The following is a 22,801-nucleotide window of genomic DNA, read 5'->3' as shown; positions in this document are numbered from 1 at the left end:
CCATTAAGTACGAGTGGCGCCGCGGGCACTGGCGGCGAACTGCTCGACCGGCAGCACGTGCCTGCGCTCCAGCAACCGATAGACCATGCCCGTCAGCAGCAAGCCGAACAGCATCACGCCGGACAGGAAGTACAACCCCGACGCCAGGCTGCCGGTGTACTGCTTGAGCGCACCGATCACGAACGGACCGATGTAGCCGCCCAGGTTACCCACCGAGTTGATCAGGGCGATCCCCGCCGCCGCGCTGGCGCCGGCAAAAAAACGCCCGGGCAAGGTCCAGAACACCGCGGTGCAGGAAAACAGGGCGAAGGCCACCAGGCACAAGGCCGCCAGTTGCAGCAGCGGCGCCGACAGCCAGGCGCTGAGGAACAGGCCGATCGCCCCCAGCACATAGAGCACCGCCAGGTGGCCGTAGCGATCGTTGAGGCGGTCGGAACTGCGCGGCACCACCAGCAAGCCGATGATCCCGAAGAAATACGGCACCGACGAGACGAAGCCGGTGGTCAGGTCGCTGCCGCCGAACTGCTTGATCAACGTCGGCAACCACAGGCCCAGGCCATAGATGCTCAAGGTCACCGGCAGATAGAACAGCGCCAGCAGCAACACCCGCGTGTCCTTGAGGGCGTGCAGTGGATTGCCGTGGCGGGTCTGGCCGTATGCCTGCAAGTCCTTGTGCAGCTCACCGGTGAGCCAGGCCTTCTCGGCCGGGTCCATCCATTTGACCTGTTGCGGACCGTCGGGCAGGTAGCGCAGCACCGGCCAGGTCAGCAGGATCGCCGGCATGCCGATGACGATGAACAGCCACTGCCAGCCGTGCAGGCCGAGGATGCCGTCCATGCCGAGCAGGCCGCCGGACACCGGTCCGGTGATCATCATCGCGATGGGTTGGGACAGGATGAACAGCCCGAGGATCTTGCCGCGATGGCGCACCGGGAACCATTGGGTGATGTAGTAGAGAACACCGGGGAAGAACCCGGCTTCCGCCGCGCCGAGCAGAAAGCGCATCAGATAGAAGCTGTAGGGGCCCTGGACAAACGCCATGCCGATGGTGATGGCGCCCCAGGTGATCATGATCCGCGCGAACCAGCGCCGTGCGCCGAAGCGGTCGAGCATCAGGTTGCTGGGGATTTCCAGGAGGAAGTAGCCGATGAAGAACAGCCCGGCACCCAACCCATAGGCCGCGTCGCCGATGCCGATATCGGCGCCCATGTGCAACTTGGCGAAGCCGACGGCGGAACGGTCCACGTAGGCGATCAGGTACAGCAGGATCAGGAAGGGAATCAGTTTCAGCGTGATGCGCCGAATAAGCCGCAATTCCTGGCTCATGAGCTCGGTCTCCGATTGTTGTTTTTATAGAAGCTCGGGGGACGCCTCTCGCGGAAAACCGCCAGGGCCATACCTCAGTTGCAAACGACTATATAGTATTACTATTTAGCCAACAATACTTCCAAACCCACGATTTTGCGCTTATGTTATGACCAGACCAGAACAATATAGTCTTACAATAAGAGAACCTGACCATGTCTGATAAGAAACCCAACCTGCGCTCCGCCCACTGGTTCGGCACCGCCGACAAGAACGGTTTCATGTACCGCAGCTGGATGAAGAATCAGGGCATCGCCGACCACCAGTTCCATGGCAAGCCCATCATCGGGATCTGCAACACCTGGTCGGAGCTGACCCCGTGCAACGCGCACTTCCGCCAGATTGCCGAGCATGTGAAGCGTGGGGTGATCGAGGCCGGCGGCTTTCCGGTGGAGTTCCCGGTGTTCTCCAACGGCGAGTCGAACCTGCGCCCGACCGCCATGCTCACCCGCAACCTGGCCAGCATGGATGTCGAGGAGGCCATCCGCGGCAACCCGATCGATGGCGTGGTGCTGCTGACCGGCTGCGACAAGACCACCCCGGCACTGCTGATGGGCGCGGCCAGTTGCGACGTGCCGGCCATCGTCGTCACCGGCGGACCGATGCTCAATGGCAAGCACAAGGGCCAGGACATAGGTTCGGGGACCGTGGTGTGGCAGCTCAGCGAACAGGTCAAGGCCGGCACCATCACCCTCGATGACTTCCTTGCGGCCGAAGGCGGCATGTCGCGCTCGGCGGGTACCTGCAACACCATGGGCACCGCCTCGACCATGGCCTGCATGGCCGAGGCCCTGGGCACCTCCCTGCCCCATAACGCGGCGATTCCGGCGGTCGATGCACGCCGTTATGTGCTGGCGCATATGTCCGGCATGCGTGCGGTGGAGATGGTTCGCGAAGACTTGCGGCTGTCGAAGATCCTCACCAAAGAGGCGTTCGAGAACGCCATCCGGGTCAACGCTGCCATCGGCGGATCGACCAACGCGGTGATTCACCTGAAAGCCATCGCCGGGCGCATCGGCGTCGAACTCGACCTGGATGACTGGACCCGCATCGGTCGCAGCACGCCGACCATCGTCAACCTGCAACCGTCCGGACGCTTTTTGATGGAAGAGTTCTACTATGCCGGCGGCCTGCCGGCGGTGTTGCGCCGCCTCGGCGAGGCCAGTCTGATTCCTCACCCGGATGCGTTGACGGTCAACGGCAAGTCTATTGGCGAAAATACCAAGGACGCGCCGATCTACGGCCAGGACGAAGTGATCCGCCGTCTCGACAACCCGATCCGCGCCGACGGCGGCATCTGCGTGCTGCGTGGCAACCTGGCGCCCCTCGGCGCGGTGCTCAAGCCTTCCGCGGCCAGCGCCGAACTGATGCAGCATCGCGGCCGCGCGGTGGTGTTCGAGAACTTCGACATGTACAAGGCACGGATCAACGACCCGGAGCTGGAGGTCGACGCCGACTCGATCCTGGTGATGAAGAACTGCGGCCCCAAGGGCTACCCCGGCATGGCGGAGGTCGGCAACATGGGCCTGCCGGCCAAGCTGCTGGCCCAGGGCGTGACCGACATGGTGCGGATTTCCGACGCGCGCATGAGCGGCACCGCGTATGGCACCGTGGTCCTGCATGTGGCGCCGGAAGCGGCGGCCGGCGGTCCCCTGGCCGCGGTGAAGGAAGGCGACTGGATCGAGCTGGACTGTGCCAGCGGCCGCCTGCACCTGGACATCCCGGAGGCCGAACTGACGGCGCGCATGAGCGACCTGCAAACGCCGCCGTCACTGATTGTCGGCGGTTATCGCCAGCTGTATATCGACCACGTGCTACAGGCGGACCAGGGCTGCGACTTCGATTTCCTGGTGGGTTGCCGGGGCGCCGAGATCCCGCGGCATTCCCACTGAGGGGGCTGATGCGGTCCCGTCGCCCACCGGTTCAGGTATGCAGGAGCGCCTGATAGATACGGGAGCGATGCTATGATGCAGCCAATTTCTTCAGAGCAGCCTCCCTGTTATGGATCACCAGCCTTCCAAACCCCGCAAGAGCATGCATGCCCGGATCGTTCAGGATCTGGGCATGCACATCGTCTCCGGACGCTTCAAGCCGGAAGATAGATTGCCCTTGGAGGCAACGCTGTGTGAGGAATACCAGGTCAGCCGCTCGGTGCTGCGCGAAGCTACCCGGGTGCTCAGCGCCAAGGGGCTGGTGTACTCCAAGCCACGGGTCGGCGCGGTGGTACGGCCACGGGCGAAATGGCACTTGCTGGACCCGGACGTGCTGTCCTGGTTGATGCAGTCGACGCCTCACAGCGAGTTCTTCAATACCCTGGCGGGCGTGCGCCGCATCCTCGAGCCGGAAATCGCCGCCATGGCCGCCACCACCGCGACCGACCCGGATATCGCGGTGATCGAGAAAGCCTACCAGTCCATGGAGACGGCCAAGACCCACGAGGAGCTCTTGCAGGCCGACCTGGACTTTCACCGGGCGATCGCCGATGCCACCCGCAACGACTTGCTCGCCTACATGTGCAACATGCTGTCGCTGCCGCTGCGCGAGTCCATCAGCATCACCAACCGCCGCCCCGATATCCAGCGCCTCAGCCTGCCCCGGCACAAGGCGATCCTGACCGCCATCAAGAACCGTGACGCCCTCGGCGCCCGGCATGCCTCGCTGGTGCAACTGGACGACACCCGCGTGGCCCTGGACACCGTGATGAATGTCCTGACTCCTCTGTAGGGCGCCCGAGCTGTCGATCCATCGCCCACCGCCAGCCCTCACGACGGGCGATCTTTAGCGACGAGATTGAGGATTTGGTCCAGCGCAGTATCGATTCGTGCCGGCCATGGTCCAGGCTCGCTCCTGACATCACACCGGCTCGAATCCAGGGTTCGACCCAGACAGCTGCATGGCTATAGCCTGGTAGCTCCACACTGCCTCCAGACCCGGCCCACACTTTTTCGCAGGCAAAAAAAAACCCGAAAATCCTCACTTTCGTGGGCCTTTCGGATTTTAAATACTGCTAGAAAATGGTGGGTCGTGTGGGATTCGAACCTACGACCAATTGGTTAAAAGCCAACTGCTCTACCAACTGAGCTAACGACCCGCTGTGTGGTGGCGCGTATAATACTGATTTATAAAAAGAATTCAACACCCAATATGAAAAAAATCAAAAATAAGGTGTTGGGTCGCTGACACCGGCCGCGGCAAACCCTTCCGCGCGCAGACGGCAGCTATCGCACTTGCCGCAGGCACGCCCTTGATCATCGGCCTGGTAGCAGGACACGGTCAGGCCGTAATCAACCCCGAGCTTGACGCCCGCCTTGACGATATCGGCCTTGCTCAGGTTCTGCAGCGGTGCCTGGATACGGAACCCCTGTCCCTCTACCCCGGCCTTGGTCGCCAGGTTGGCCATGCGCTCGAAGGCCTCGACGAATTCTGGACGGCAATCCGGATACCCCGAATAGTCCACGGCGTTGACACCAATGAAGATGTCCCGCGCGCCCAGCACTTCCGCCCAGCCCAGTGCCAGGGACAGGAACACGGTGTTACGCGCCGGCACGTAGGTGACGGGGATCCCTTCGCTCGGGGCCTCGGGCACATCGATGGAGCTGTCGGTCAGCGCGGAGCCGCCGATACCGTTGAGGTTGAGGCCGATCACCTTGTGCTCGACCACACCCAGGTCGCGAGCGACACGTTCAGCCGCCTGCAACTCGGCGCGATGACGCTGGCCATAATCGAAGCTCATGGTGTAGCAGCGATACCCTTCGGCGCGGGCCATGGCCACCACGGTGGCCGAGTCCAGACCGCCGGACAGCAGGATTACTGCACGCTTTTCAGTGGCAACTTGGCTCTGTGCTTGTTCAGTCATATCAGCGCCCCGGCTCGTCATTCCAAAGGTATTTATGCAGCTGCAATTGCAGGCGCACCGGCAGGTTGTCCGCAACGATCCAGTCGGCCAGATCGCGCGCATTGAGGTCGTGATGGCTCGGCGAGAACAGCACCTCGCCCGCCCGCCGCTCCAGACCATACTGGATCAGCTTGGCAACCGCCCAGTCATAGTCCTCGCGGGAACAGATGACAAACTTGACCTGGTCGTTCGGCGTCAGCAGTTCGATGTTTTCGTAACGATTGCGCTGAGCTTCCTGCGACCCCGGTGTCTTCAGGTCGAGCACTCGACTGACCCGCGGATCGACCGCGGAAATATCCAGGGCTCCGCTGGTTTCCAGCGAGACTTCGTAACCGGCGTCACACAGCTGCTTGAGCAAGGGAATGGCATTAGGCTGGGCCAGAGGCTCGCCGCCGGTCACACAGACGTAACGCGGGCGGAAACCGGCGACCTGCTCGAGAATGCTCTCGAGGGTGCGGATGCTGCCACCGCTGAAGGCGTAGGCACTGTCGCAGTATTGGCAACGCAGCGGACAACCGGTCAGGCGCACAAATACCGTGGGCAGGCCGGCAGTCCGAGTTTCACCCTGCAACGAGTAGAAAACTTCGGTAATTCTCAATGTGTCTTGCATAGTCGCCACGGGCGTAACAGCTAAACAGGCTGTCCGCCTCCGTCAGGCACCTCGAGGAATCCCGCAAACACGGTAATCCCAGGAAGCGTGTTTCATAAAAAGGGCATGGATTCTAACGAAAAAACCCGCGGCAAGCGCGGGTTTCTTCAAAACAGCTCAAACTCGATTACATGCGTTGCAGATCGCGCTGAGCCAGCTGGGCGGCGGAAGTACCCGGATATTGGGCCACCACCTGCTGCAGAATGCCCTTGACCTTGTCAGTGTGGCCCAGGCGGCGCTCTACGTCAGCCAGCTTATACAGCGAGTCCGGCACCTTGGCATGCTTCGGATACAGCTGGGAGACCTTGGCGAATGCCTGGCCGGCACCTTGCAGGTCGCCTTTGGCCAGGTTCACTTCGCCCAACCAGTACTGGGCATTACCCGCATATTGGCTGTTTGGGTATTTACGCAGGAACGCGGCGAAAGCCTGACTGGCCTTGTCGAAATCCTTGGCCTTGATCAGGTCGAAGGCTGCTTCGTAATACAGCTTTTCCTTCGCCGGATCGCCCGGTTCACTGCTTGCCGCTGGAGCTTGCGAGGCAGCCCCGGCAGCTGCACCGGCGGCACTGGCATCACCACCGGCAGAAGAATTATCAGGAGTCGCGGCAGGTGCACCGCCCGCTCCAATGCGCCGATCAAGATCCTGGTAACGCTCCAGGCTTTCCTGCTTCATACGCGCAATATCGTTTTGCAGTACTTCAATCACACCTTGTTGCCGTGCGATTTGATCCTGCATTTGCTGCAGTTGCTGGAACAGCTCGCCCTGTGCCGAGACAGGGGTCGAAACCCCTCCCCCGGCATAGGCGCCGTTCGTGCCATAACCCGCTGGCGGATAACTGCCTCCGCTATTGTTATAGCCCGAGTTGTTATCGACCACAGGAACCGCAGCCCACACCGAAAGCGGTGCGAGGCTGAGAGCCAAGACAGTTAGAGCACGACGGCACGTTCGCATGACGAATTACTTACGCAGTTCGACGCGACGGTTTTGAGCCCAGGACTGCTCGTCGTTGCCGGTAGCAACTGGACGCTCTTCGCCGTAGGAAACCAGTTCCAGCTGAGCTGGGGAAACGCCTTGCAGCACCAGGTAGCGCTGAACGGCTTTCGCACGACGCTCGCCCAGAGCCATGTTGTACTCACGAGTACCACGTTCGTCGGTGTTGCCTTCCAGAACAACGCGCGCGCCGTTTGCTTTCAGGTCTTTGGCGTGAACGTCCAGAGCGCGCATGGCTTCTGGCTTCAGGTCCGAGCTGTCGTATTCGAAGTAGAAGGTGGTGATTGCGCGCAGAGCAGCTTCTTCGCTCAGGGAGCCGTCAACTGCACCGGTGTTAGCGCCGTAACCAGCGTTTGGATCAACAGCGCCTTCACCAGCGTTGTCGCCGCCTTTGGAGGAGCAACCTACAGCTACAGCCATGGCCAGAGCCAGCGCAGCAAACTTACCAAACTTCAGCATTTCCATCGTGAAACTCCTAATGAACCCCAGTGTGTTAAGTAAAACGTAAAGCGCCGCGTCAGTTCAGGTAAGGGGACCAGGACGGTTCTCTGACTTCGCCTTGTGCGGTAGGAAGCGGGAGCCTCACGCGTCCATTAATGGACACGAGCATCAAGACTCCCCGGCCCTGCTGGCGGGTGGCGTAGATTACCATGGTGCCGTTGGGCGCAACAGTAGGCGACTCATCAAGTGTGCTGTCGGTAAGGATTTTTACGTTGCCACGCTGCAAATCCTGAGCAGCTACCTTGAAGTTTGTGAAACCGTCCTGCCGGTGAATCATGACCAGGGTTTTTTCATCCGCGGACAGTTTCGGGTTGGCGTTGTAGTTGCCCACGAAAGTCACCCGTTCCGCACCGCCACCGCCGGCACTGGTCTTGTAGATCTGTGGCTTGCCGCCACGGTCCGAGGTGAAGTAGATGGTCGAACCATCCTTGCCCCAGAACGGTTCGGTGTTGATGCCAGGCCCCGCGGTCACACGCGAGATCTGACGCGAACCCAGGTTCATCACATAGATGTCCGGGTTGCCGTCCTTGGACAGCACGAACGCCAGGCGCTGGCCGTCCGGCGACCAGGCAGGCGCGCCGTTCAGGCCTTCGAAGTTGGTGATCTGCTCGCGACGGCCAGTGTCGATGTGCTGAACGAAGATGCGCGGACGCTTCTGTTCGAACGACACATAGGCAATGCGCTTACCATCCGGAGCGAAGCGCGGCGACAGGATCGGCTCACGGGATTGCAGCAGGGTCACCGCGCGCGCGCCGTCATAGTCGGAGCGTTGCAGGGTGTAGCGCGTGTTCTTCTCGGAGAAACGCTCTGCCGTGACGTACAGCATGCGGGTCGAGAAGGCGCCCTTGATACCGGTGAGTTTTTCGAACGACTGGTCGGAGATGTAGTGAGCCATGTCGCGCAACTGGTCGACGCTGCCCGAGACGCTGCCGGTCAGCACTTGCTGTTCGGTGGCGACGTTGAACAGGGCGTATTGCACCTGCAGGCGACCGCCCGCCGGGACAATGCTGCCGACCATGATGTACTGGGCGCCCAGGGCCTTCCAGTCACGGTAGATGACTTCGCTGGCCTGGGTCGGCAGGCTGATCATGTTCTGCTTTGGAATCGGCGAGTAGTAACCCGAGTTGCGCAGGTCGTTGCCGATGATTTCCGCCATGTCGTCGGGCAGCACGCTGCCCCCTTGCCAACCGAATGGCACTACGGCGATTGGCGTGGCCCGGTCACTGCCACTGGTGACCAGAATGTTCTTTTCATCCGCTGTCGCTATCCCTGCCATACAGCAAATAACGACAAGCAATCCTCGAAGAAGGTTTCTCACAAGGCTAGATCCTCAGGTGTGAATGTCATCTTGAATGAACGATACGGAGCGAAATCGCTCGGCTTCATTCCCTGCATTTCTGTCAAACGTCCAATGTTCTTGACCGCAGCTACCGCCGAGGCATCGAACGGACCATCGCCGCTGGACTTGGCCACCGACACGGAAGTCACCGTACCATCCGGCAACATGCCGATTTGCAGCACGACAGTCATGTTGTTGCGCGCCGAAGGAGGACGAGCCCAGCCTTCCGCCGCACGAGCACGAATCAGATCGTCGAAACTGCCCGCGACTTCGTCGCCCTGCTCGTCCGCCAAGGCCTGCTGACGCTGCGGCGTGTCGGAAAGCAAATCAGCCAGGGCCTGGGCCTTTTTATCTTCGGCGGATTTACGCGCTGCTTCCTGGGCCTTTTTCTTGGCTGCGTCGGCGGCGGCTTTCTTCTTCGCGTCCTCGGCGACCTTCTTCTTCGCCTCGTCTGCTTCAGCTTTCTTCTTGGCGTCTTCCGCGGCTTTCTTCTTCGCGTCTTCGACTATCTTTTTCTTCGCCTCTTCAGCGGCCTTTTTCTTGGCCTCTTCTTCGGCGGCTTTCTTGGCTTCTTCTTCGGCTTTCTTTTTGGCTATATCAGCCAATTGTTTCTCTTCAGCCTTTTTCGCTTCCGCAGCCTTCTTCGCGTCGTCGGCTTTCTTGGCTTCATCAGCCTTCTTCGCCTCATCCGCTTTCTTGGCTTCGTCGGCCTTTTTCGCTTCCTCGGCTTTTTGAGCAGCCTCTTCTTTCTTTTGTTCCGCAGCCTTGACCGCTTCCTGCTCGACCTTTTTCTGCTCCATCTGCTCGACTTCGGTCTGGCGCGCGGCGGATTTCTTCGCCTCACCCGCAATCTTCTGATTGGTCTGGGTGGTCGCCTGACTTTTCGATTTCAGCTGATACAGGGTCGCCTGGACGATCGGCTTGGACGGCGGCAACTCCGGCGTCATGGCAAAACTGACGAACAGCATGCCGAACACCAGAACGTGCAGGGCAATTGCCCACACGCTAGGCCAGAAGTAGCTTTCCGAGGCGGACGGCTCTCGCTGTTGCTGCATCAGGGCGCCTCGGTAATCAAGCCAACGTTACCGACGCCGGCCTTCTGCAGTCCGCCCATGGCACCCATGACGGCGCCGTAGTCGACGGACTTGTCGCCGCGAATGAACACCTGGGTATGCTTGCCGCCTTCATTGCCGGCGCGAATGATCTTGGTCACGGCGTCGGTCATCTGCGGCAAGGTCATGGCCTTGTCCATCTGCTTGTCGGTGTCGACTTCGCTGCCAAGGTTCCAGTAGTAGGTCTTGTCAGCCTTGATCGAAATGGTCAGGACCTGGGTGTTGTTGTCCTGCGGCAAGGCTTCGCTGGAAACCTTGGGCAGATCGACTTTCACGCCCTGATTGAGCATCGGCGCGGTCACCATGAAGATAACCAGCAGTACCAACATCACGTCGATGTAGGGCACCACGTTCATCTCGGCAACCGGCTTGCGTTTGTGGCGAACTCGGGCCATGGGGATTTACCTGCTCACTCTTCGCTGGTGTGCACTTTACGGTGCAGGATCGCCTGGAACTCGTCGGCGAAGGTGTAGTAACGGCTGATCAGGGTTTCGCCACGGGCCGCAAAGCGGTTGTAGGCGATAACGGCCGGGATCGCGGCAAACAGGCCGATCGCGGTGGCGATCAGGGCTTCGGCGATACCCGGTGCAACGGTCGCCAGGGTCGCCTGTTGGGCGCTGGCCAGGCCGCGGAAGGAGTTCATGATCCCCCAGACGGTACCGAACAGACCGATGTAAGGGCTGACCGAGCCGACGGTGGCGAGGAATGGCAGGCTCTGCTCGAGCTTCTCTTCTTCGCGGGAGATGGCGACACGCATGGCACGCGCGACACCTTCCATGACCGCCTCGGGATCAACGCCCGATTGCTGGCGCAGGCGCGAGAATTCCTTGAAGCCGGCACGGAAGATCTGCTCCACGCCCGAATCAGGGTCCGGGTTGCTGCCCGCCTGACGGTACAGCTTGGACAGGTCGATACCCGACCAGAAGCGCTCTTCGAAGCTCTCCAGGGCGCGTCGACCGGCACGCAGCAGGTTGCTGCGCTGAAAGATCATGATCCATGAGGTCACCGATGCGGCTACCAGGGTCAGCATTACCAACTGCACAACGATGCTGGCATTGCTGACCAGGCTCCACATGGAGGAATGGTCGACGACGTTAGCTTCCACGCTTTATCTCCTGCTCTGAGTGTGTACCCGCGCCGCTCACGTCGGCAAAGGCCGCACGTAGAGCTTCGGGAATGGCCCGGGGTTTCAAATTGTCGGTGCGCACACAGGCCACCAGAAACTGCCCTTCGCAGAGCAGTGCATTATCCGTGGCTCGCCTGACCTGCTGTTTGAAGCGCAGGCTGGCCCGGTTCAATTCGATGACTTCTGCACTTACCAGAAGCTCGTCGTCCAGTCGCGCCGGCGCGTGGTAGCGCGCTTCGCTGGAATGCACGACGAACAACAGGTTCTCCCCTGCCAGCTGCGATTGGGCAAAGCCCAGATCTCGTAGCCGCTCGGTTCGAGCCCGTTCCATAAACTTAAGGTAATTAACGTAATACACGATGCCGCCGGCATCGGTGTCTTCGTAATAAACGCGACAACGATGTGCGAACGACTCAAGCCCGTTTTGCGCGCGCATACTCTAGTGCTTACTCCTCAGGTTGCCAATCCGGCCGGGCAACTGTTTTTCATTCTCGAACGGCTTTCTGGCGAAATAACGACAATGCCAGCCCCCTAGGACCGCACAAGCTGCGAATAAATCGCTGCCCAAGCGGTTATTAATCGTCCACGGCATCGAGGAATTCGTCTACCACAGGCATCTCCCCCAATCGTGACGGGATGTTTAGACCGAAATGCAGATAGGCATGCCGGGTCACCACACGCCCCCGCGGCGTACGCATGATATAGCCTTGCTGGATCAGATAGGGCTCGAGCACATCCTCGATGGTATGCCGCTCCTCGCTGATGGCGGCCGCCAGGCTGTCGACCCCCACCGGCCCGCCGTCGAACTTCTCGATCATGGTCAGCAGCAGGCGCCGGTCCTGGTGGTCGAAGCCACGTTCGTCGACATCCAGCAGGTTCAGCGCCAGGTCGGCGATGGGCTTGGTGATGTGGCCCTTGGCGCGAACCTCGGCAAAGTCCCTTACCCGGCGCAACAAACGGTTGGCGATACGCGGCGTCCCGCGGGCGCGCCGGGCGATTTCAAAGGCGCCATCCGGGTCCAGCGGCAAGCCGAGAATGCCGGCGGAGCGCCCGACAATGGTCGCCAGGTCCGCGGTGCTGTAGAACTCCAGGCGCTGGACGATACCGAAGCGATCGCGCAGCGGGTTGGTCAGCATGCCCGCGCGGGTCGTCGCCCCCACCAGGGTGAACGGCGGCAAGTCGAGCTTGATCGAACGGGCCGCCGGCCCTTCGCCGATCATGATGTCCAGCTGGAAATCTTCCATGGCCGGGTACAGCACTTCCTCGACAATCGGCGACAAGCGATGGATTTCATCGATAAACAGCACGTCGTGCGGTTCGAGATTGGTCAGCAACGCCGCCAGGTCGCCAGGGCGCTCCAGCACCGGCCCCGAGGTGCTCTTGATCGACACCCCCATTTCCTGGGCGATGATGTTGGCCAGCGTGGTCTTACCCAGGCCCGGCGGGCCGAAGATCAGGGTGTGGTCCAGCGACTCGCTGCGCCCGCGGGCAGCCTGGATGAACAGCTCCATTTGCTCGCGCACCGTCGGCTGGCCGATGTATTCGGCCAGGCTGACGGGGCGAATCGCACGGTCCTGGACTTCCTCGCGCTCACGGGGGCCCGTGGCGGCGATCAGACGATCTGCTTCTATCACTTAAATCATTCCCTTCAGGGCGCGGCGAATCATGTCTTCACTGCTCAGGCCTTTTTCCTTGATCGCGGAAACGGCCTTGCTGGCTTCCTGCGGCTTGTAGCCCAGGGAGATCAGGGCGCTGACCGCATCGGTCTCGGCACTGGCCACCGGCATCGGTGCATCCGGCTGGTTCGGCACCAGGGCAAACATGCTCGGTACGGTTTCCCAGGCCTTGAAGCGGTCCTTGAGTTCGACCAGCAGGCGCTCCGCGGTCTTTTTACCGACCCCCGGCACCTTGGTCAGCGCCGAGGTGTCCTGCGCTTGCACGCAACGCACCAGCTCGTCGACCTCCAGGCTGGACATCAGCGCCAGCGCCAGTTTCGGCCCCACGCCATTGAGGCGAATCAGTTCGCGAAAGAAGTCCCGCTCGCGCTTGCTGGCAAAGCCATAGAGTAACTGGGCATCTTCACGCACGACCAAATGGGTGTGCAGGGTGAGCGGTTCACCGACCGACGGCAGGCGGTAGAGGGTGGTCATGGGGACTTCCACCTCGTAACCCAGGCCGTTTACATCGAGAATCAGGTACGGCGGCTGTTTTTCAGCCAAGGTGCCGCGCAAGCGTCCAATCACGTTTCAGATCCTTAGCTCAGGCCAGAACAGGGGCCGGCGAGTCATAGAGCGAAGATCCGGGCCGGGCAGACAGGCGCGGGACACTCCACTCATCAAATGTTTGCGCAGATGCTATCAGAGACGCAGGCGACCGCCACGACTGCGTGCGGTACCCAGGCCGTGGGGCAGCAGACTGGAACGGGTGTGGGCATGACAGATGGCAATCGCCAGGGCGTCCGAGGCGTCGATCTGCGGCTTGCTGGTCAATTTGAGCAAGTGCATGACCATCATTTGCACCTGTTCCTTGTTGGCCCCACCGGTGCCCGCCACGGCCTGCTTGACCTGAGTGGCGGTGTATTCGGCGATTTCCAGGCTCTCCTCGGCTCCCGCTACGATCGCCGCGCCACGGGCCTGACCCAGTTTCAAGGCCGAATCGGCATTACGCGCCATGAACACCTTTTCAATGCCCATGGTCACCGGACCGTAGGTCTGAATGACCTCGCGAACCCCGCGATAGACGATTTGCAGCCGCTCATGCAGCTCGCCGGCGCCCGTGCGAATACAGCCCGAGGCCACGTACACGCAGCCACGCCCGGTATCACGTACCACGCCGTAACCGGTGATGCGCGAACCCGGGTCGATACCAAGAATAAGAGTCATAACGCCTGCAAAGAGAAAGTTCGGTTGCCTAAGGTAACGCCGGGAGAAGCCGGAAAAACAAAAAATCGCAGCCTTCGACAGCTCCCCTACAGGTACAGCGTAACCCTGTGTGTAAAGGGGGGAAACCGCCGAAGGCTGCGATCTTTTATCGCGCTATCAGCCGAGTTGCTCGGCAACCGACTGGGGAATATCCGCGTTGGAGTAGACGTTCTGCACATCGTCCAGATCTTCGAGCATGTCGATCAGCTTGAGGATCTTCTCGGCGCCTTCCAGATCCAGCTCGGCACTGGTGGTCGGCTGCATGACGATTTCCGCGTCATCGCCCTTGAAACCGGCCTCTTCGAGCGCGTTGCGTACCGCATAGAAGCCAGTGAACGAGGTAAACACATCGATCGAGCCATCTTCGTGAACGACCACGTCATCAGCGTCGGCTTCCAGCGCCGCATCGGTCAGTGCGTCCTCATCGACGCCCGGCGCGAAGCTGATCTGCCCCTTACGTTCGAACAGATACGCCACCGAACCGTCAGTACCAAGATTGCCGCCACATTTACTGAACGCATGGCGCACGGCCGCGGCGGTACGGTTGCGGTTGTCGGTCATGCATTCGACCATCACCGCCACGCCGCCCGGGCCATAACCCTCATAGGTCAGCTCTTCGACATTGTCGGCCTCGGTCGCACCCGCACCACGGGCGATGGCGCGATCGATGATGTCGCGGCTCATGTTGGCGCCCAGGGCCTTGTCCAGGGCCAGGCGCAGACGCGGGTTGGAACCCGGCTCGCCACCGCCCTGACGAGCGGCGACCGTCAGCTCACGGATCCACTTGGTGAAGATCTTGCCTCTCTTGGCATCCTGACGCTCTTTGCGGTGCTTGATGTTCGCCCACTTGGAATGACCTGCCATAACGCGCTCCAAATTCTCTTTGAAACATTGCCCGCAACGCCTGTAACAGCGGGCGGGCAACAAATATCTCGACCCAATAGAAAAAGGCGCATCCGAAGATGCGCCTTCAGGTCGGCCTTACTCAGCCTTTGGCTGTTCGCGCAAACGGATGTGCAGTTCGCGCAGCGCCTTGGCGTCGACCAGGCCAGGAGCCTGGGTCATCACGCAAGCGGCGCTCTGGGTTTTCGGGAAGGCGATCACTTCACGGATCGACTGGGCGCCGGTCATCAGCATCACCAGGCGATCCAGGCCGAACGCCAGGCCACCGTGCGGCGGCGCGCCGTACTTCAGGGCGTCCAGCAGGAAGCCGAACTTCTCTTCCTGTTCCGCTTCATCGATGCCCAGCAGACGGAAGACCGCCTGTTGCATTTCCTTGCGGTGGATACGGATCGAACCGCCACCCAGCTCGGTGCCGTTGAGCACCATGTCGTAGGCACGGGACAGCGCGGTCGCCGGGTTGGCTTCCAGTTCTTCCGGCGAGCATTTCGGCGCGGTGAACGGGTGGTGCAAGGCGGTGAAGCTGCCGTCGTCGTTCTCTTCGAACATCGGGAAATCGACAACCCACATCGGCGCCCATTCGCAGGTCAGCAGGTTCAGGTCGTGACCGAGCTTGATCCGCAGCGCGCCCAGGGCCTCGCTGACGATCTTGGCCTTGTCGGCGCCGAAGAACACGATGTCGCCGTCGACCGCACCCACGCGATCGAGGATCACATTCAGGTTGGCTTCCGGGATGTTCTTGACGATTGGCGACTGCAGACCGTCAACGCCATTGGCGCGTTCGTTGACCTTGATGTACGCCAGGCCCTTGGCACCGTAGATGCCGACGAACTTGGTGTAATCGTCGATCTGCTTGCGCGGCATGCTCGCCCCGCCAGGAACGCGCAACGCGGCGATACGGCATTTCGGATCGTTGGCCGGACCGCTGAACACCTTGAATTCCACTTCCTTGAGCTGGTCGGCAACGTCCACCAGTTCCAGCGGGTTACGCAGGTCCGGCTTGTCGGAACCGTAGCGACGCATGGCTTCTTCAAAGGTCATGTGGGGGAATTCGCCGAATTCCAGATCCAGCACTTCCTTGAACAGGTTGCGGATCATGCCTTCGGTCAGGCCCATGATGTCTTTTTCATCGAGGAAGCTGGTTTCGATGTCGATCTGAGTGAACTCAGGCTGACGGTCGGCACGCAGGTCTTCGTCGCGGAAGCATTTGGCAATCTGGTAGTAGCGGTCGAAGCCGGCGACCATCAGCAGCTGCTTGAACAGCTGGGGCGACTGCGGCAGGGCGAAGAAGCTGCCGGCGTGGGTACGGCTCGGCACCAGATAGTCACGCGCGCCTTCAGGGGTGGCACGGGTCAGGATCGGGGTTTCGACATCGAGGAAACCGTTCTCGTCCAGGTAGCGACGGATGCTGGTGGTCATGCGCGAGCGCAGACGCAGCTTCTCGGCCATTTCCGGACGGCGCAGGTCGATGAAGCGATAGCGCAGGCGGGTTTCTTCGCCCACGTCGGAGTATTCGTTGAGCGGGAACGGCGGGGTTTCCGCTTCGTTCAGCACTTCCAGCTCGTAGCCCAGGACTTCGATCATGCCCGAAGCCATGTTGGCGTTGCCGGCACCGGCCGGACGCAGGCGCACCTTGCCGGTGATCTTGACCACGTATTCGCTGCGCACGCGGTCGGCGGCGGCGAAGGTTTCAGCGCGGTCCGGGTCGAACACTACCTGGGCCAGACCTTCACGATCACGGATATCGAGGAAGATCACCCCGCCATGGTCGCGACGACGGTGGACCCATCCGCAAAGGGTAACTTCCTGACCTTCCAGGCTTTCGTTCAGTTGGCCGCAATAATGGCTGCGCATCATGGTAGTGGTTTCACTTCTCGTAATTCGAAATTCGATGGGAGGCCTTGCGCACCTCGGGGTACCGGATAATGCAAGAGCTCGCGCGTGTCGTTCAACTTAATCAGCTTTGTCGCCACCGGCCAGGTTCTTCTTGGCGCCGGTTTTGAAGTCGGTCTCATACCAGCCCGAACCGCTGAGGCGGAAACCTGGCATGGACAGCATTTTTTTCAGCTCGGGCGCCTGGCAGGCAGGGCAATCGACCAACGCAGGCGCGCTGATCTTTTGAATGGCTTCCAGCTGATGACCACAGGAAGCACATTGGTAGTCGTACATGGGCATGAGAGCGTCTCGGCGTACTTAACGTCAGGCTTAACCCGTGCCGAGGCCCGGGTTATATAGCAAAGGGCGGGATTATATCCATTAAATCGGCCCTGTGCAGCCGTATGACGGCGCCGATAGACCACCGCCCGCCGAAACAAAGCCAGCGCTCCGCTGCCATACCCCACTCATCGGGCCTGAGGACGAACAGCCATGATCGGACGACAAGTCACGCCCCATAAAGGCAAATGGCGCCGATAACGGCGCCATTCGGTCTGCGGGACTATTGCTCACTCAACAGCGAGCGCAGCATCCACGCGGTTTTCTCATGCACCTGCATCCGCTGGGTCAGCAAGTCTGCGGTGGGTTCGTCGCTGACCTTGTCGATGATCGGGAAAATGCCACGGGCAGTGCGAGTCACAGCTTCCTGCCCCGCCACCAGCTGTTTGATCATCTCATCGGCGCTTGGCACACCCTCTTCTTCCTTGATCGAAGAAAGACGCGCGTAGATGGAATAGGCACCTGGCGCCGGGAACCCCAAGGCGCGGATACGCTCGGCAATCAGGTCCACCGCCAGCGCCAGTTCGTTGTACTGCTCCTCGAACATCAGATGCAGCGTGCGGAACTGCGGCCCCGTGACGTTCCAGTGGAAATTATGAGTCTTCAGATAAAGCACATAAGTATCTGAAAGCAGGCGAGAGAGCCCCTCCACGATGGATTTGCGATCTTCTGCGCTGATACCGATATCGATTGCCATGTCTATCTCCGTTAGTACATTGAATTCAACAGGTCAGGTACCGGACCACTCTAGCAAGACTGCCCTGCACCCGCAGCCCGGGATTGCCCGAGGCACTGCGACAAATTGCCCACCAAGCGGGCGGCCAGTACCTGCAAGAAGGTCCACGCCGGTTGTGACCCGCCTGGAAAGCCGCCGTTCCACTTTTTTGGGCGCTGGCTCTCTAGAACAAGGCTTTGCCCGATAGTCCGGTATTCCCTCAGGACAACCAGGGTTTTCTCCCTCCTCCCGGCCACAGCGCCTGATTTGAGAAGGCCTGGGCTTTGCTGTTAAATAGAGGCCGTGTCGTTGTTGCCTATTTCTCGGCCTCAGCGCATAGGCTGATCCCGCGCACGTGCTCACCGCCTCCCATTGTTCAGAAGCGAACCGTGCACGCTCAGCTCTTCCTTGTGATCCGTCTTAACGTGAGTTCATTAAAATGTTGAAAATCGTCCACCTGCTAACGGGCGCAGCAGCCTTGCTGCTGTCCTTTATCCCTAGCCTGCGATCCGAAGCCGTTCCCTTCCTGCAACAACCCGATGCTCTTTACCTGGCCTTTTTCGGCCTGCTCAACCTGACACTGGCTCCGGTTATCCCCTACTGGAACAAAGGCCCGCGTCACCAACTGCAAAACCTGGTCAGCGCGCTCCTGGTGCTGGCGGTGGTCTTGCAGACCTTGACCCTGCTGGCACCAATGCCGGTTATCGCAGGTCAACCGGCTGTGCTGTTCAGCCTGCTGACCGCGGCGATCGCCGTTCTTCTGCACCTGGCCGTCAGCTTCTATAAATCGTCCCCCTCGACCAATACGTCGCAAACCTACGACATGAGCAATCGCGATACCGGCACCGTCAAGTGGTTCAACACTTCGAAGGGTTTCGGCTTCATCTCTCGCGACTCCGGCGATGATATCTTCGTGCACTTCCGCGCCATCCGTGGCGAAGGTCACCGCGTCCTGGTGGAAGGCCAGCGCGTGGAGTTCTCCGTCATGAATCGTGACAAGGGCCTGCAAGCCGAAGACGTGATTGCGGCATTGCCGCGGCGCTGATTCACGCCCAAAAAAAACCGCGACGCAGCCATGTTGCTCGCGGTTTTTTATTGCCTGAACGTCCGGTCGTCCGATGCTCAGTAATGTGGCGGCGGAGCCTCTTCTTCGAATGATTCGAACTGCCCCACCATTTCCTCTTGTCGTTTGAGCAAGGCGGCCATTTGCAATTGCAGACGTTCGACCACCCGCTGCTGCCCTACCAGCACGTCGTTCAGGGCTTGAATGGTGTCATCCTGAAAAGCCAATCGGCTTTCCAGATCGGTTACCCGCTCTTCCAGGTTCATGACTCAGCCCTCCAGAAACTTGAAATCATCGGTCAGGACCAGTCGTAACCGCTCACGAATCGCAGCCACCTGTTCGGCGTCGTAGGGCTTGGCAGGCAGCTTGCCCCATACCGGAGCAGGCCAGGCCGCATCGTCGCGCTTGCGAACGATAACGTGCATGTGCAACTGGCTGACGACATTACCCAGAGTCGCCACATTCAACTTGTCCGCATCGAACGAGTCTTTAAGCAACTCCGCCAGCGCCGTGGTTTCTCGCCATAGTTGCTGCTGGTCCGCGTCATCCAATTGAAACAACTCACTGATATCTTCCCGGCGCGGTACCAGGATGAACCACGGGTAATTGGAATCGTTGGACAACAGCAGCCGACAAAGGGAGAAATCCCCAATGGGCAGTGTGTCTTGTTGAAGTCGTGGATCTAAAGCGAACACCGCGCGTACTCCCGCTCAGCTCATCAAGTTTCAGCTTAGCGAACGCCATGACCGGCTGCCCGCCAAGCGACAGAACGGCAGCATACCTGCGAAAGCTCTTGCGTTCATCGCTCTGCTGCGCAGATCCCGCCTCAACACTCATCCTCGATGCCACGCGTCAGAGCGCCCCGGACTGGAACATTTTCCAGCGGGCTGCACCATGACAGAACGAAGCTCATAAAAAACAAGGAGAAAACCGCGAAAGAGGCCCTTCCCTGCGCATTCTTCCAGTGCCCGACGCCGGATGATGATTGAGCTGCATCAAGAAACTTTTGCACCAAAACCTCACAGTGCGTCTACGCTCAGTGCGTTAACCATCCGCCATCTACTCACTCAGCAGGGTGAACCGGTAACGTTTTGGAATGTCATGCGTTTTTTTCAGGGATCAACACCAGGAGGACAGGGAACGTCAAGCCCAAACAAAACGACCTTAAAACCACTGATTTATGCGGTTTTTACAGCCAGAAAGGCTATCACCGAAAAAAACTCGGTGCCTTTGCGTTTTGTGCACGCTTGTTGCATTCACCCCCACATTGTCCCAGGAGGAGCCATCGGAAAAAGGCTTCCCCTATGACTAATAACAATAGTGGCAAGGCTGCCCCATGGAGATTTGACTGCTTGACCAAAGTTCTTTTTGTTCCAGGTTCAAGCCTTCGAAAACAGCGCTGAAGTTGTCAGTCCGGATATATGCGGACTGCGGATTTGCGACATTGATCGAGCATTTTGCGACAGGGTCGTAAAGAAGCTGAAAGGACTGATACGCAAGTATCGCCAACATTGTCGGCGTGATATAAGTTTGCGCCGACACAAAAAGAAAGAGCCGCCCAGATAATAAAACAGGTGGGACGGCAGTACTCTTCTAAAAACCAAAGGAGCAAATCACGATGCGCGTGATGAAGTGGAGCATGATCGCACTGGCAGTAGCTGCAGCCGGTACGCAAGTGGCTATGGCCGAACCTTTTGTTGGCAACCAGGCCGACGCTAAAGGTTTCGTTGAAGACAGCAAGCTCGACCTGCTGCTTCGCAACTACTACTACAACCGTAACAAGACCGGCTTCCACAACCGTGACGACAAAGACTGGACCCAAGGTTTCCATGGCGTCTTCAAGTCTGGCTATACCCAAGGCACTGTTGGGGTAGGCGTTGACGCTTTCGGTTACCTGGGTATCAAACTGGACGGTGAAGACCGTTATTCCGGTTCGGGCAACCTGAGCACCGACAGTGAAGGTCATAACCACGACAGTTTCGGTAAAGCCGGTGCGGCAGCGAAGTTCCGCATCTCCAAGACCGAGCTGAAAATCGGCGACATGCAGCCTTCCACCAGCCCAGTGTTCGCCGTAGGCGGCTCTCGTCTGCTGCCTCAAACTGCGAGCGGTATCCAACTGCAGAGCAGCGAACTCGAAGGTCTCGATCTCGAGGCTGGTCATTTCTACTCGGCTTCCAGCCAGGACGAAATGAACCGCGACGGTGAGTTGCATGCTACTTACGCCAGTTCTGACGCACTTGCTGTCACCTCCAACAGCATGGATTATATCGGCGGCAAGTATGCGATCACTCCTGAACTGAGTGCTTCCCTCTATGGCGGCAAACTGGAAGACGTCTGGAACCAGTACTACGCCAACCTGAACTACACCATTCCACTGGGCGGCGACCAGTCGATCAACCTGGACGGTAACATCTACCGCACTACCGATACTGGCAAAGCCAAAGCTGGTGATATCAGCAATACCACCTACTCGCTGGCAGCGGCCTACTCGTTCCTGAAGGCGCACACCCTTACCCTGGGCTTCCAGAAGGTCAACGGTGACACTCCGTTCGACTATATCGGTGTGGGTGACAACAACCGCGGCGGCGACTCGATCTTCCTGGCCAACTCCATCCAGTACTCCGACTTCAACGGCCCAGGCGAGAAATCGGTACAGGCTCGTTATGACCTGAAGATGGCTGAATACGGCGTTCCAGGCCTGAGCTTCATGGCCCGCTACGTAAAAGGCTGGGACATCGACGGCACCAAGATGGACATTGACAGCCCATACCGCAACTACGGTTACGGTGAAGATGGCAAACACCACGAAACCAACCTGGAAGCCAAATACGTCATCCAGACTGGCCCAGCCAAAGACCTGTCGTTCCGCGCTCGTCAAGCCTGGCACACTGCTAACGCAGATCAGGCCGAAGGCGATATCTCCGAGTTCCGCCTGATCGTCGACTACCCACTGTCGATCTTGTAATAGCGGTTACTTAGCGAGTAATAAAAAAGGCCCATCATTCGATGGGCCTTTTTATTGGGGCTGGCAACTCGCTGAATCTTCGGTTATCGACAGTCTATTGTTACAACCATGTTTCAAACATTCTCCAGCGAGTACCGCGTTAAAAGCCTGACCACTCGATCAGACTTTTAATCCCTATCCTCGTTACTGACTCAAACAGCCGCTTCCTGAACCACACGAATCACGCGCTGTGGAAAGGGGATATCAATACCCGCTTCCTTCAAGCGATCACGGGACAACTCGTTGAAGCGGAACATTACGTCCCAGTAGTCCGCGGTCTTCACCCAGACTCGCAAGGAAAGGGTAATGGCGCTGTCACCCAGCATGGAAACCACCGCCACCGGCTCCGGATCGGCCAGCACGCGCTCGTCCTTGGCCAGGTCCAGCAGGACCTCACGGGCCTTTTGCAGGTCAGCCTCGTAGTTCACGCCGACATCGAAGATCACTTTGCGGGTCAGCTGGCGGTTGTGGTTGGTGATGATGCCGTTGGACAGGTTGCCGTTAGGCACGATGACGGTCTTGTTGTCACCGGTACGCAGCACCGTATGGAAGATCTGGATGCTGTCGACCGTGCCGCTGATGCCTTGGGCTTCGATCACGTCGCCGATGCGGAAAGGACGGAACAGCAGGATCAGCACGCCACCGGCGAAGTTGGCCAGGCTGCCTTGCAAGGCCAGGCCGATGGCCAGGCCCGCCGCACCGATCGCGGCAACGAACGAAGTGGTTTCGACACCGATCATCGAGGCCACGCTGACAACCAGCAGCACCTTGAGAATGACGTTCGCCAGGCTGCTGATAAAACCCTGCAGGGCCTGGTCGGCATTACGCAGCGCCAGCAGCTTGCCGACTTTTTGCGTCAGACTGTTGATCAGCCACCAGCCGATGGCCAGCGTGATGACGGCCAGCAGTACCCGACTGCCGTATTCCATGATCATCGGAATCCAGGCTTGGGAAGCCTTGACCAGGTTGTCCACTTCAGCATTCAAATCCATCTATCTCTCCTGAT

The 22,801-nt window shown here is 59.5% G+C and carries 24 protein-coding genes and 1 tRNA gene; 4 read left to right on the top strand and 21 right to left on the bottom strand.

Going from position 1 to position 22,801, the window contains the following annotated elements:
* Positions 1–3 precede the first annotated feature (3 nt).
* Positions 4–1,326: an MFS transporter gene (locus BMY68_RS11630; protein ID WP_085532080.1), complete on the bottom strand. Its 1,323-nt coding sequence runs from the start codon at positions 1,324–1,326 to the stop codon at positions 4–6.
* Between the two features lie 194 nt (positions 1,327–1,520).
* On the opposite strand from BMY68_RS11630, the gene BMY68_RS11625 reads away from it, so the two are divergent.
* Both BMY68_RS11625 and BMY68_RS11620 read left to right on the top strand, forming a co-directional pair.
* Positions 1,521–3,257 (top strand): IlvD/Edd family dehydratase, encoded by a 1,737-nt coding sequence (locus tag BMY68_RS11625; RefSeq protein WP_085532081.1) that lies wholly within the window; start codon positions 1,521–1,523, stop codon positions 3,255–3,257.
* Positions 3,258–3,366: 109 nt separating this feature from the next.
* Positions 3,367–4,089 carry a FadR/GntR family transcriptional regulator gene (locus BMY68_RS11620; RefSeq protein ID WP_009050459.1) on the top strand — a complete coding sequence of 241 codons (723 nt, stop codon included), beginning with the start codon at positions 3,367–3,369 and terminating at the stop codon, positions 4,087–4,089.
* A gap of 291 nt (positions 4,090–4,380) precedes the next feature.
* On the opposite strand, the gene BMY68_RS11615 is transcribed toward BMY68_RS11620, so the two are convergent.
* From BMY68_RS11615 to BMY68_RS11535, 17 genes are all read right to left on the bottom strand, one after another.
* Positions 4,381–4,456: transfer RNA gene (locus BMY68_RS11615), tRNA-Lys, on the bottom strand.
* Between the two features lie 63 nt (positions 4,457–4,519).
* Positions 4,520–5,221, bottom strand: a complete 702-nt coding sequence (gene queC, locus BMY68_RS11610; protein ID WP_009045283.1) for a 7-cyano-7-deazaguanine synthase QueC — start codon at positions 5,219–5,221, stop codon at positions 4,520–4,522.
* Position 5,222: 1 nt separating this feature from the next.
* Positions 5,223–5,870 carry a 7-carboxy-7-deazaguanine synthase QueE gene (gene queE / locus BMY68_RS11605; RefSeq protein WP_085532083.1) on the bottom strand — a complete coding sequence of 216 codons (648 nt, stop codon included), beginning with the start codon at positions 5,868–5,870 and terminating at the stop codon, positions 5,223–5,225.
* 166 nt (positions 5,871–6,036) lie between these two features.
* Positions 6,037–6,861, bottom strand: coding sequence for a tol-pal system protein YbgF (ybgF, locus tag BMY68_RS11600; RefSeq protein WP_007931106.1), 825 nt, complete (start codon positions 6,859–6,861; stop codon positions 6,037–6,039).
* Positions 6,862–6,867: 6 nt separating this feature from the next.
* Positions 6,868–7,365, bottom strand: coding sequence for a peptidoglycan-associated lipoprotein Pal (gene pal / locus BMY68_RS11595; protein ID WP_003178634.1), 498 nt, complete (start codon positions 7,363–7,365; stop codon positions 6,868–6,870).
* A 52-nt stretch (positions 7,366–7,417) separates the two neighbouring features.
* Positions 7,418–8,677, bottom strand: coding sequence for a Tol-Pal system beta propeller repeat protein TolB (gene tolB, locus BMY68_RS11590; RefSeq protein ID WP_007931107.1), 1,260 nt, complete (start codon positions 8,675–8,677; stop codon positions 7,418–7,420).
* Positions 8,678–8,715: 38 nt separating this feature from the next.
* On the bottom strand, positions 8,716–9,795 hold the full coding sequence (tolA, locus tag BMY68_RS11585) for a cell envelope integrity protein TolA (protein WP_007931108.1): 1,080 nt from the start codon (positions 9,793–9,795) through the stop codon (positions 8,716–8,718).
* On the bottom strand, positions 9,795–10,247 hold the full coding sequence (gene tolR / locus BMY68_RS11580) for a protein TolR (protein ID WP_007931110.1): 453 nt from the start codon (positions 10,245–10,247) through the stop codon (positions 9,795–9,797). Before tolR ends, tolA begins: the two co-directional genes overlap by 1 nt.
* Positions 10,248–10,261: 14 nt before the next feature.
* The gene (gene tolQ, locus BMY68_RS11575; RefSeq protein ID WP_007931111.1) at positions 10,262–10,957 is read right to left on the bottom strand and encodes a protein TolQ; all 696 of its coding nucleotides are present in this window, start codon (positions 10,955–10,957) and stop codon (positions 10,262–10,264) included.
* The gene (gene ybgC / locus BMY68_RS11570; protein WP_025805902.1) at positions 10,947–11,414 is read right to left on the bottom strand and encodes a tol-pal system-associated acyl-CoA thioesterase; all 468 of its coding nucleotides are present in this window, start codon (positions 11,412–11,414) and stop codon (positions 10,947–10,949) included. The genes tolQ and ybgC overlap by 11 nt, the downstream gene beginning before the upstream one ends.
* Before the next feature lie 139 nt (positions 11,415–11,553).
* Positions 11,554–12,612 carry a Holliday junction branch migration DNA helicase RuvB gene (gene ruvB, locus BMY68_RS11565; RefSeq protein WP_062824837.1) on the bottom strand — a complete coding sequence of 353 codons (1,059 nt, stop codon included), beginning with the start codon at positions 12,610–12,612 and terminating at the stop codon, positions 11,554–11,556.
* The gene (ruvA, locus tag BMY68_RS11560; protein ID WP_007931117.1) at positions 12,613–13,221 is read right to left on the bottom strand and encodes a Holliday junction branch migration protein RuvA; all 609 of its coding nucleotides are present in this window, start codon (positions 13,219–13,221) and stop codon (positions 12,613–12,615) included. It abuts the gene before it with no gap.
* Positions 13,222–13,335: 114 nt separating this feature from the next.
* Entirely contained in the window at positions 13,336–13,860 is a 525-nt protein-coding gene (gene ruvC / locus BMY68_RS11555; protein WP_007931118.1) for a crossover junction endodeoxyribonuclease RuvC, read from the bottom strand.
* Positions 13,861–14,016: 156 nt separating this feature from the next.
* Entirely contained in the window at positions 14,017–14,763 is a 747-nt protein-coding gene (locus tag BMY68_RS11550) for a YebC/PmpR family DNA-binding transcriptional regulator (protein WP_007931120.1), read from the bottom strand.
* Positions 14,764–14,880: 117 nt separating this feature from the next.
* Complete coding sequence (aspS, locus tag BMY68_RS11545) at positions 14,881–16,656, bottom strand: aspartate--tRNA ligase (RefSeq protein ID WP_009045288.1); 1,776 nt, start codon at positions 16,654–16,656, stop codon at positions 14,881–14,883.
* 96 nt (positions 16,657–16,752) lie between these two features.
* Positions 16,753–16,974, bottom strand: coding sequence for an FmdB family zinc ribbon protein (locus tag BMY68_RS11540; protein WP_007931131.1), 222 nt, complete (start codon positions 16,972–16,974; stop codon positions 16,753–16,755).
* Between the two features lie 262 nt (positions 16,975–17,236).
* Complete coding sequence (locus tag BMY68_RS11535) at positions 17,237–17,710, bottom strand: Dps family protein (protein ID WP_009045289.1); 474 nt, start codon at positions 17,708–17,710, stop codon at positions 17,237–17,239.
* A 457-nt stretch (positions 17,711–18,167) separates the two neighbouring features.
* Here BMY68_RS11535 and BMY68_RS30280 point away from each other — a divergent pair, with 457 nt between their 5' ends.
* Positions 18,168–18,773 carry a cold-shock protein gene (locus BMY68_RS30280; RefSeq protein ID WP_009045290.1) on the top strand — a complete coding sequence of 202 codons (606 nt, stop codon included), beginning with the start codon at positions 18,168–18,170 and terminating at the stop codon, positions 18,771–18,773.
* A gap of 77 nt (positions 18,774–18,850) precedes the next feature.
* On the opposite strand, the gene BMY68_RS11525 is transcribed toward BMY68_RS30280, so the two are convergent.
* Together BMY68_RS11525 and BMY68_RS11520 are read right to left on the bottom strand one after the other, a co-directional pair.
* Positions 18,851–19,057 (bottom strand): SlyX family protein, encoded by a 207-nt coding sequence (locus BMY68_RS11525; RefSeq protein WP_007931136.1) that lies wholly within the window; start codon positions 19,055–19,057, stop codon positions 18,851–18,853.
* A gap of 3 nt (positions 19,058–19,060) precedes the next feature.
* Complete coding sequence (locus BMY68_RS11520; RefSeq protein WP_085532085.1) at positions 19,061–19,486, bottom strand: HIT domain-containing protein; 426 nt, start codon at positions 19,484–19,486, stop codon at positions 19,061–19,063.
* 923 nt (positions 19,487–20,409) lie between these two features.
* Between BMY68_RS11520 and BMY68_RS11515 the strand changes: the two genes are divergently transcribed.
* On the top strand, positions 20,410–21,756 hold the full coding sequence (locus BMY68_RS11515) for an OprD family porin (protein WP_085532087.1): 1,347 nt from the start codon (positions 20,410–20,412) through the stop codon (positions 21,754–21,756).
* A gap of 191 nt (positions 21,757–21,947) precedes the next feature.
* Here the strand turns inward: BMY68_RS11515 and BMY68_RS11510 are convergent, their stop codons facing one another.
* Positions 21,948–22,787 carry a mechanosensitive ion channel family protein gene (locus BMY68_RS11510; RefSeq protein WP_009045294.1) on the bottom strand — a complete coding sequence of 280 codons (840 nt, stop codon included), beginning with the start codon at positions 22,785–22,787 and terminating at the stop codon, positions 21,948–21,950.
* Positions 22,788–22,801: the final 14 nt, after the last annotated feature.

The organism is Pseudomonas sp. NFACC41-3 (assembly GCF_900109505.1).
GTDB lineage: Bacteria > Pseudomonadota > Gammaproteobacteria > Pseudomonadales > Pseudomonadaceae > Aquipseudomonas > Aquipseudomonas chlororaphis.
The sequence above is the reverse complement of the archived record's forward strand: the minus strand, read 5'-3'. Positions and strand labels throughout refer to the sequence as shown.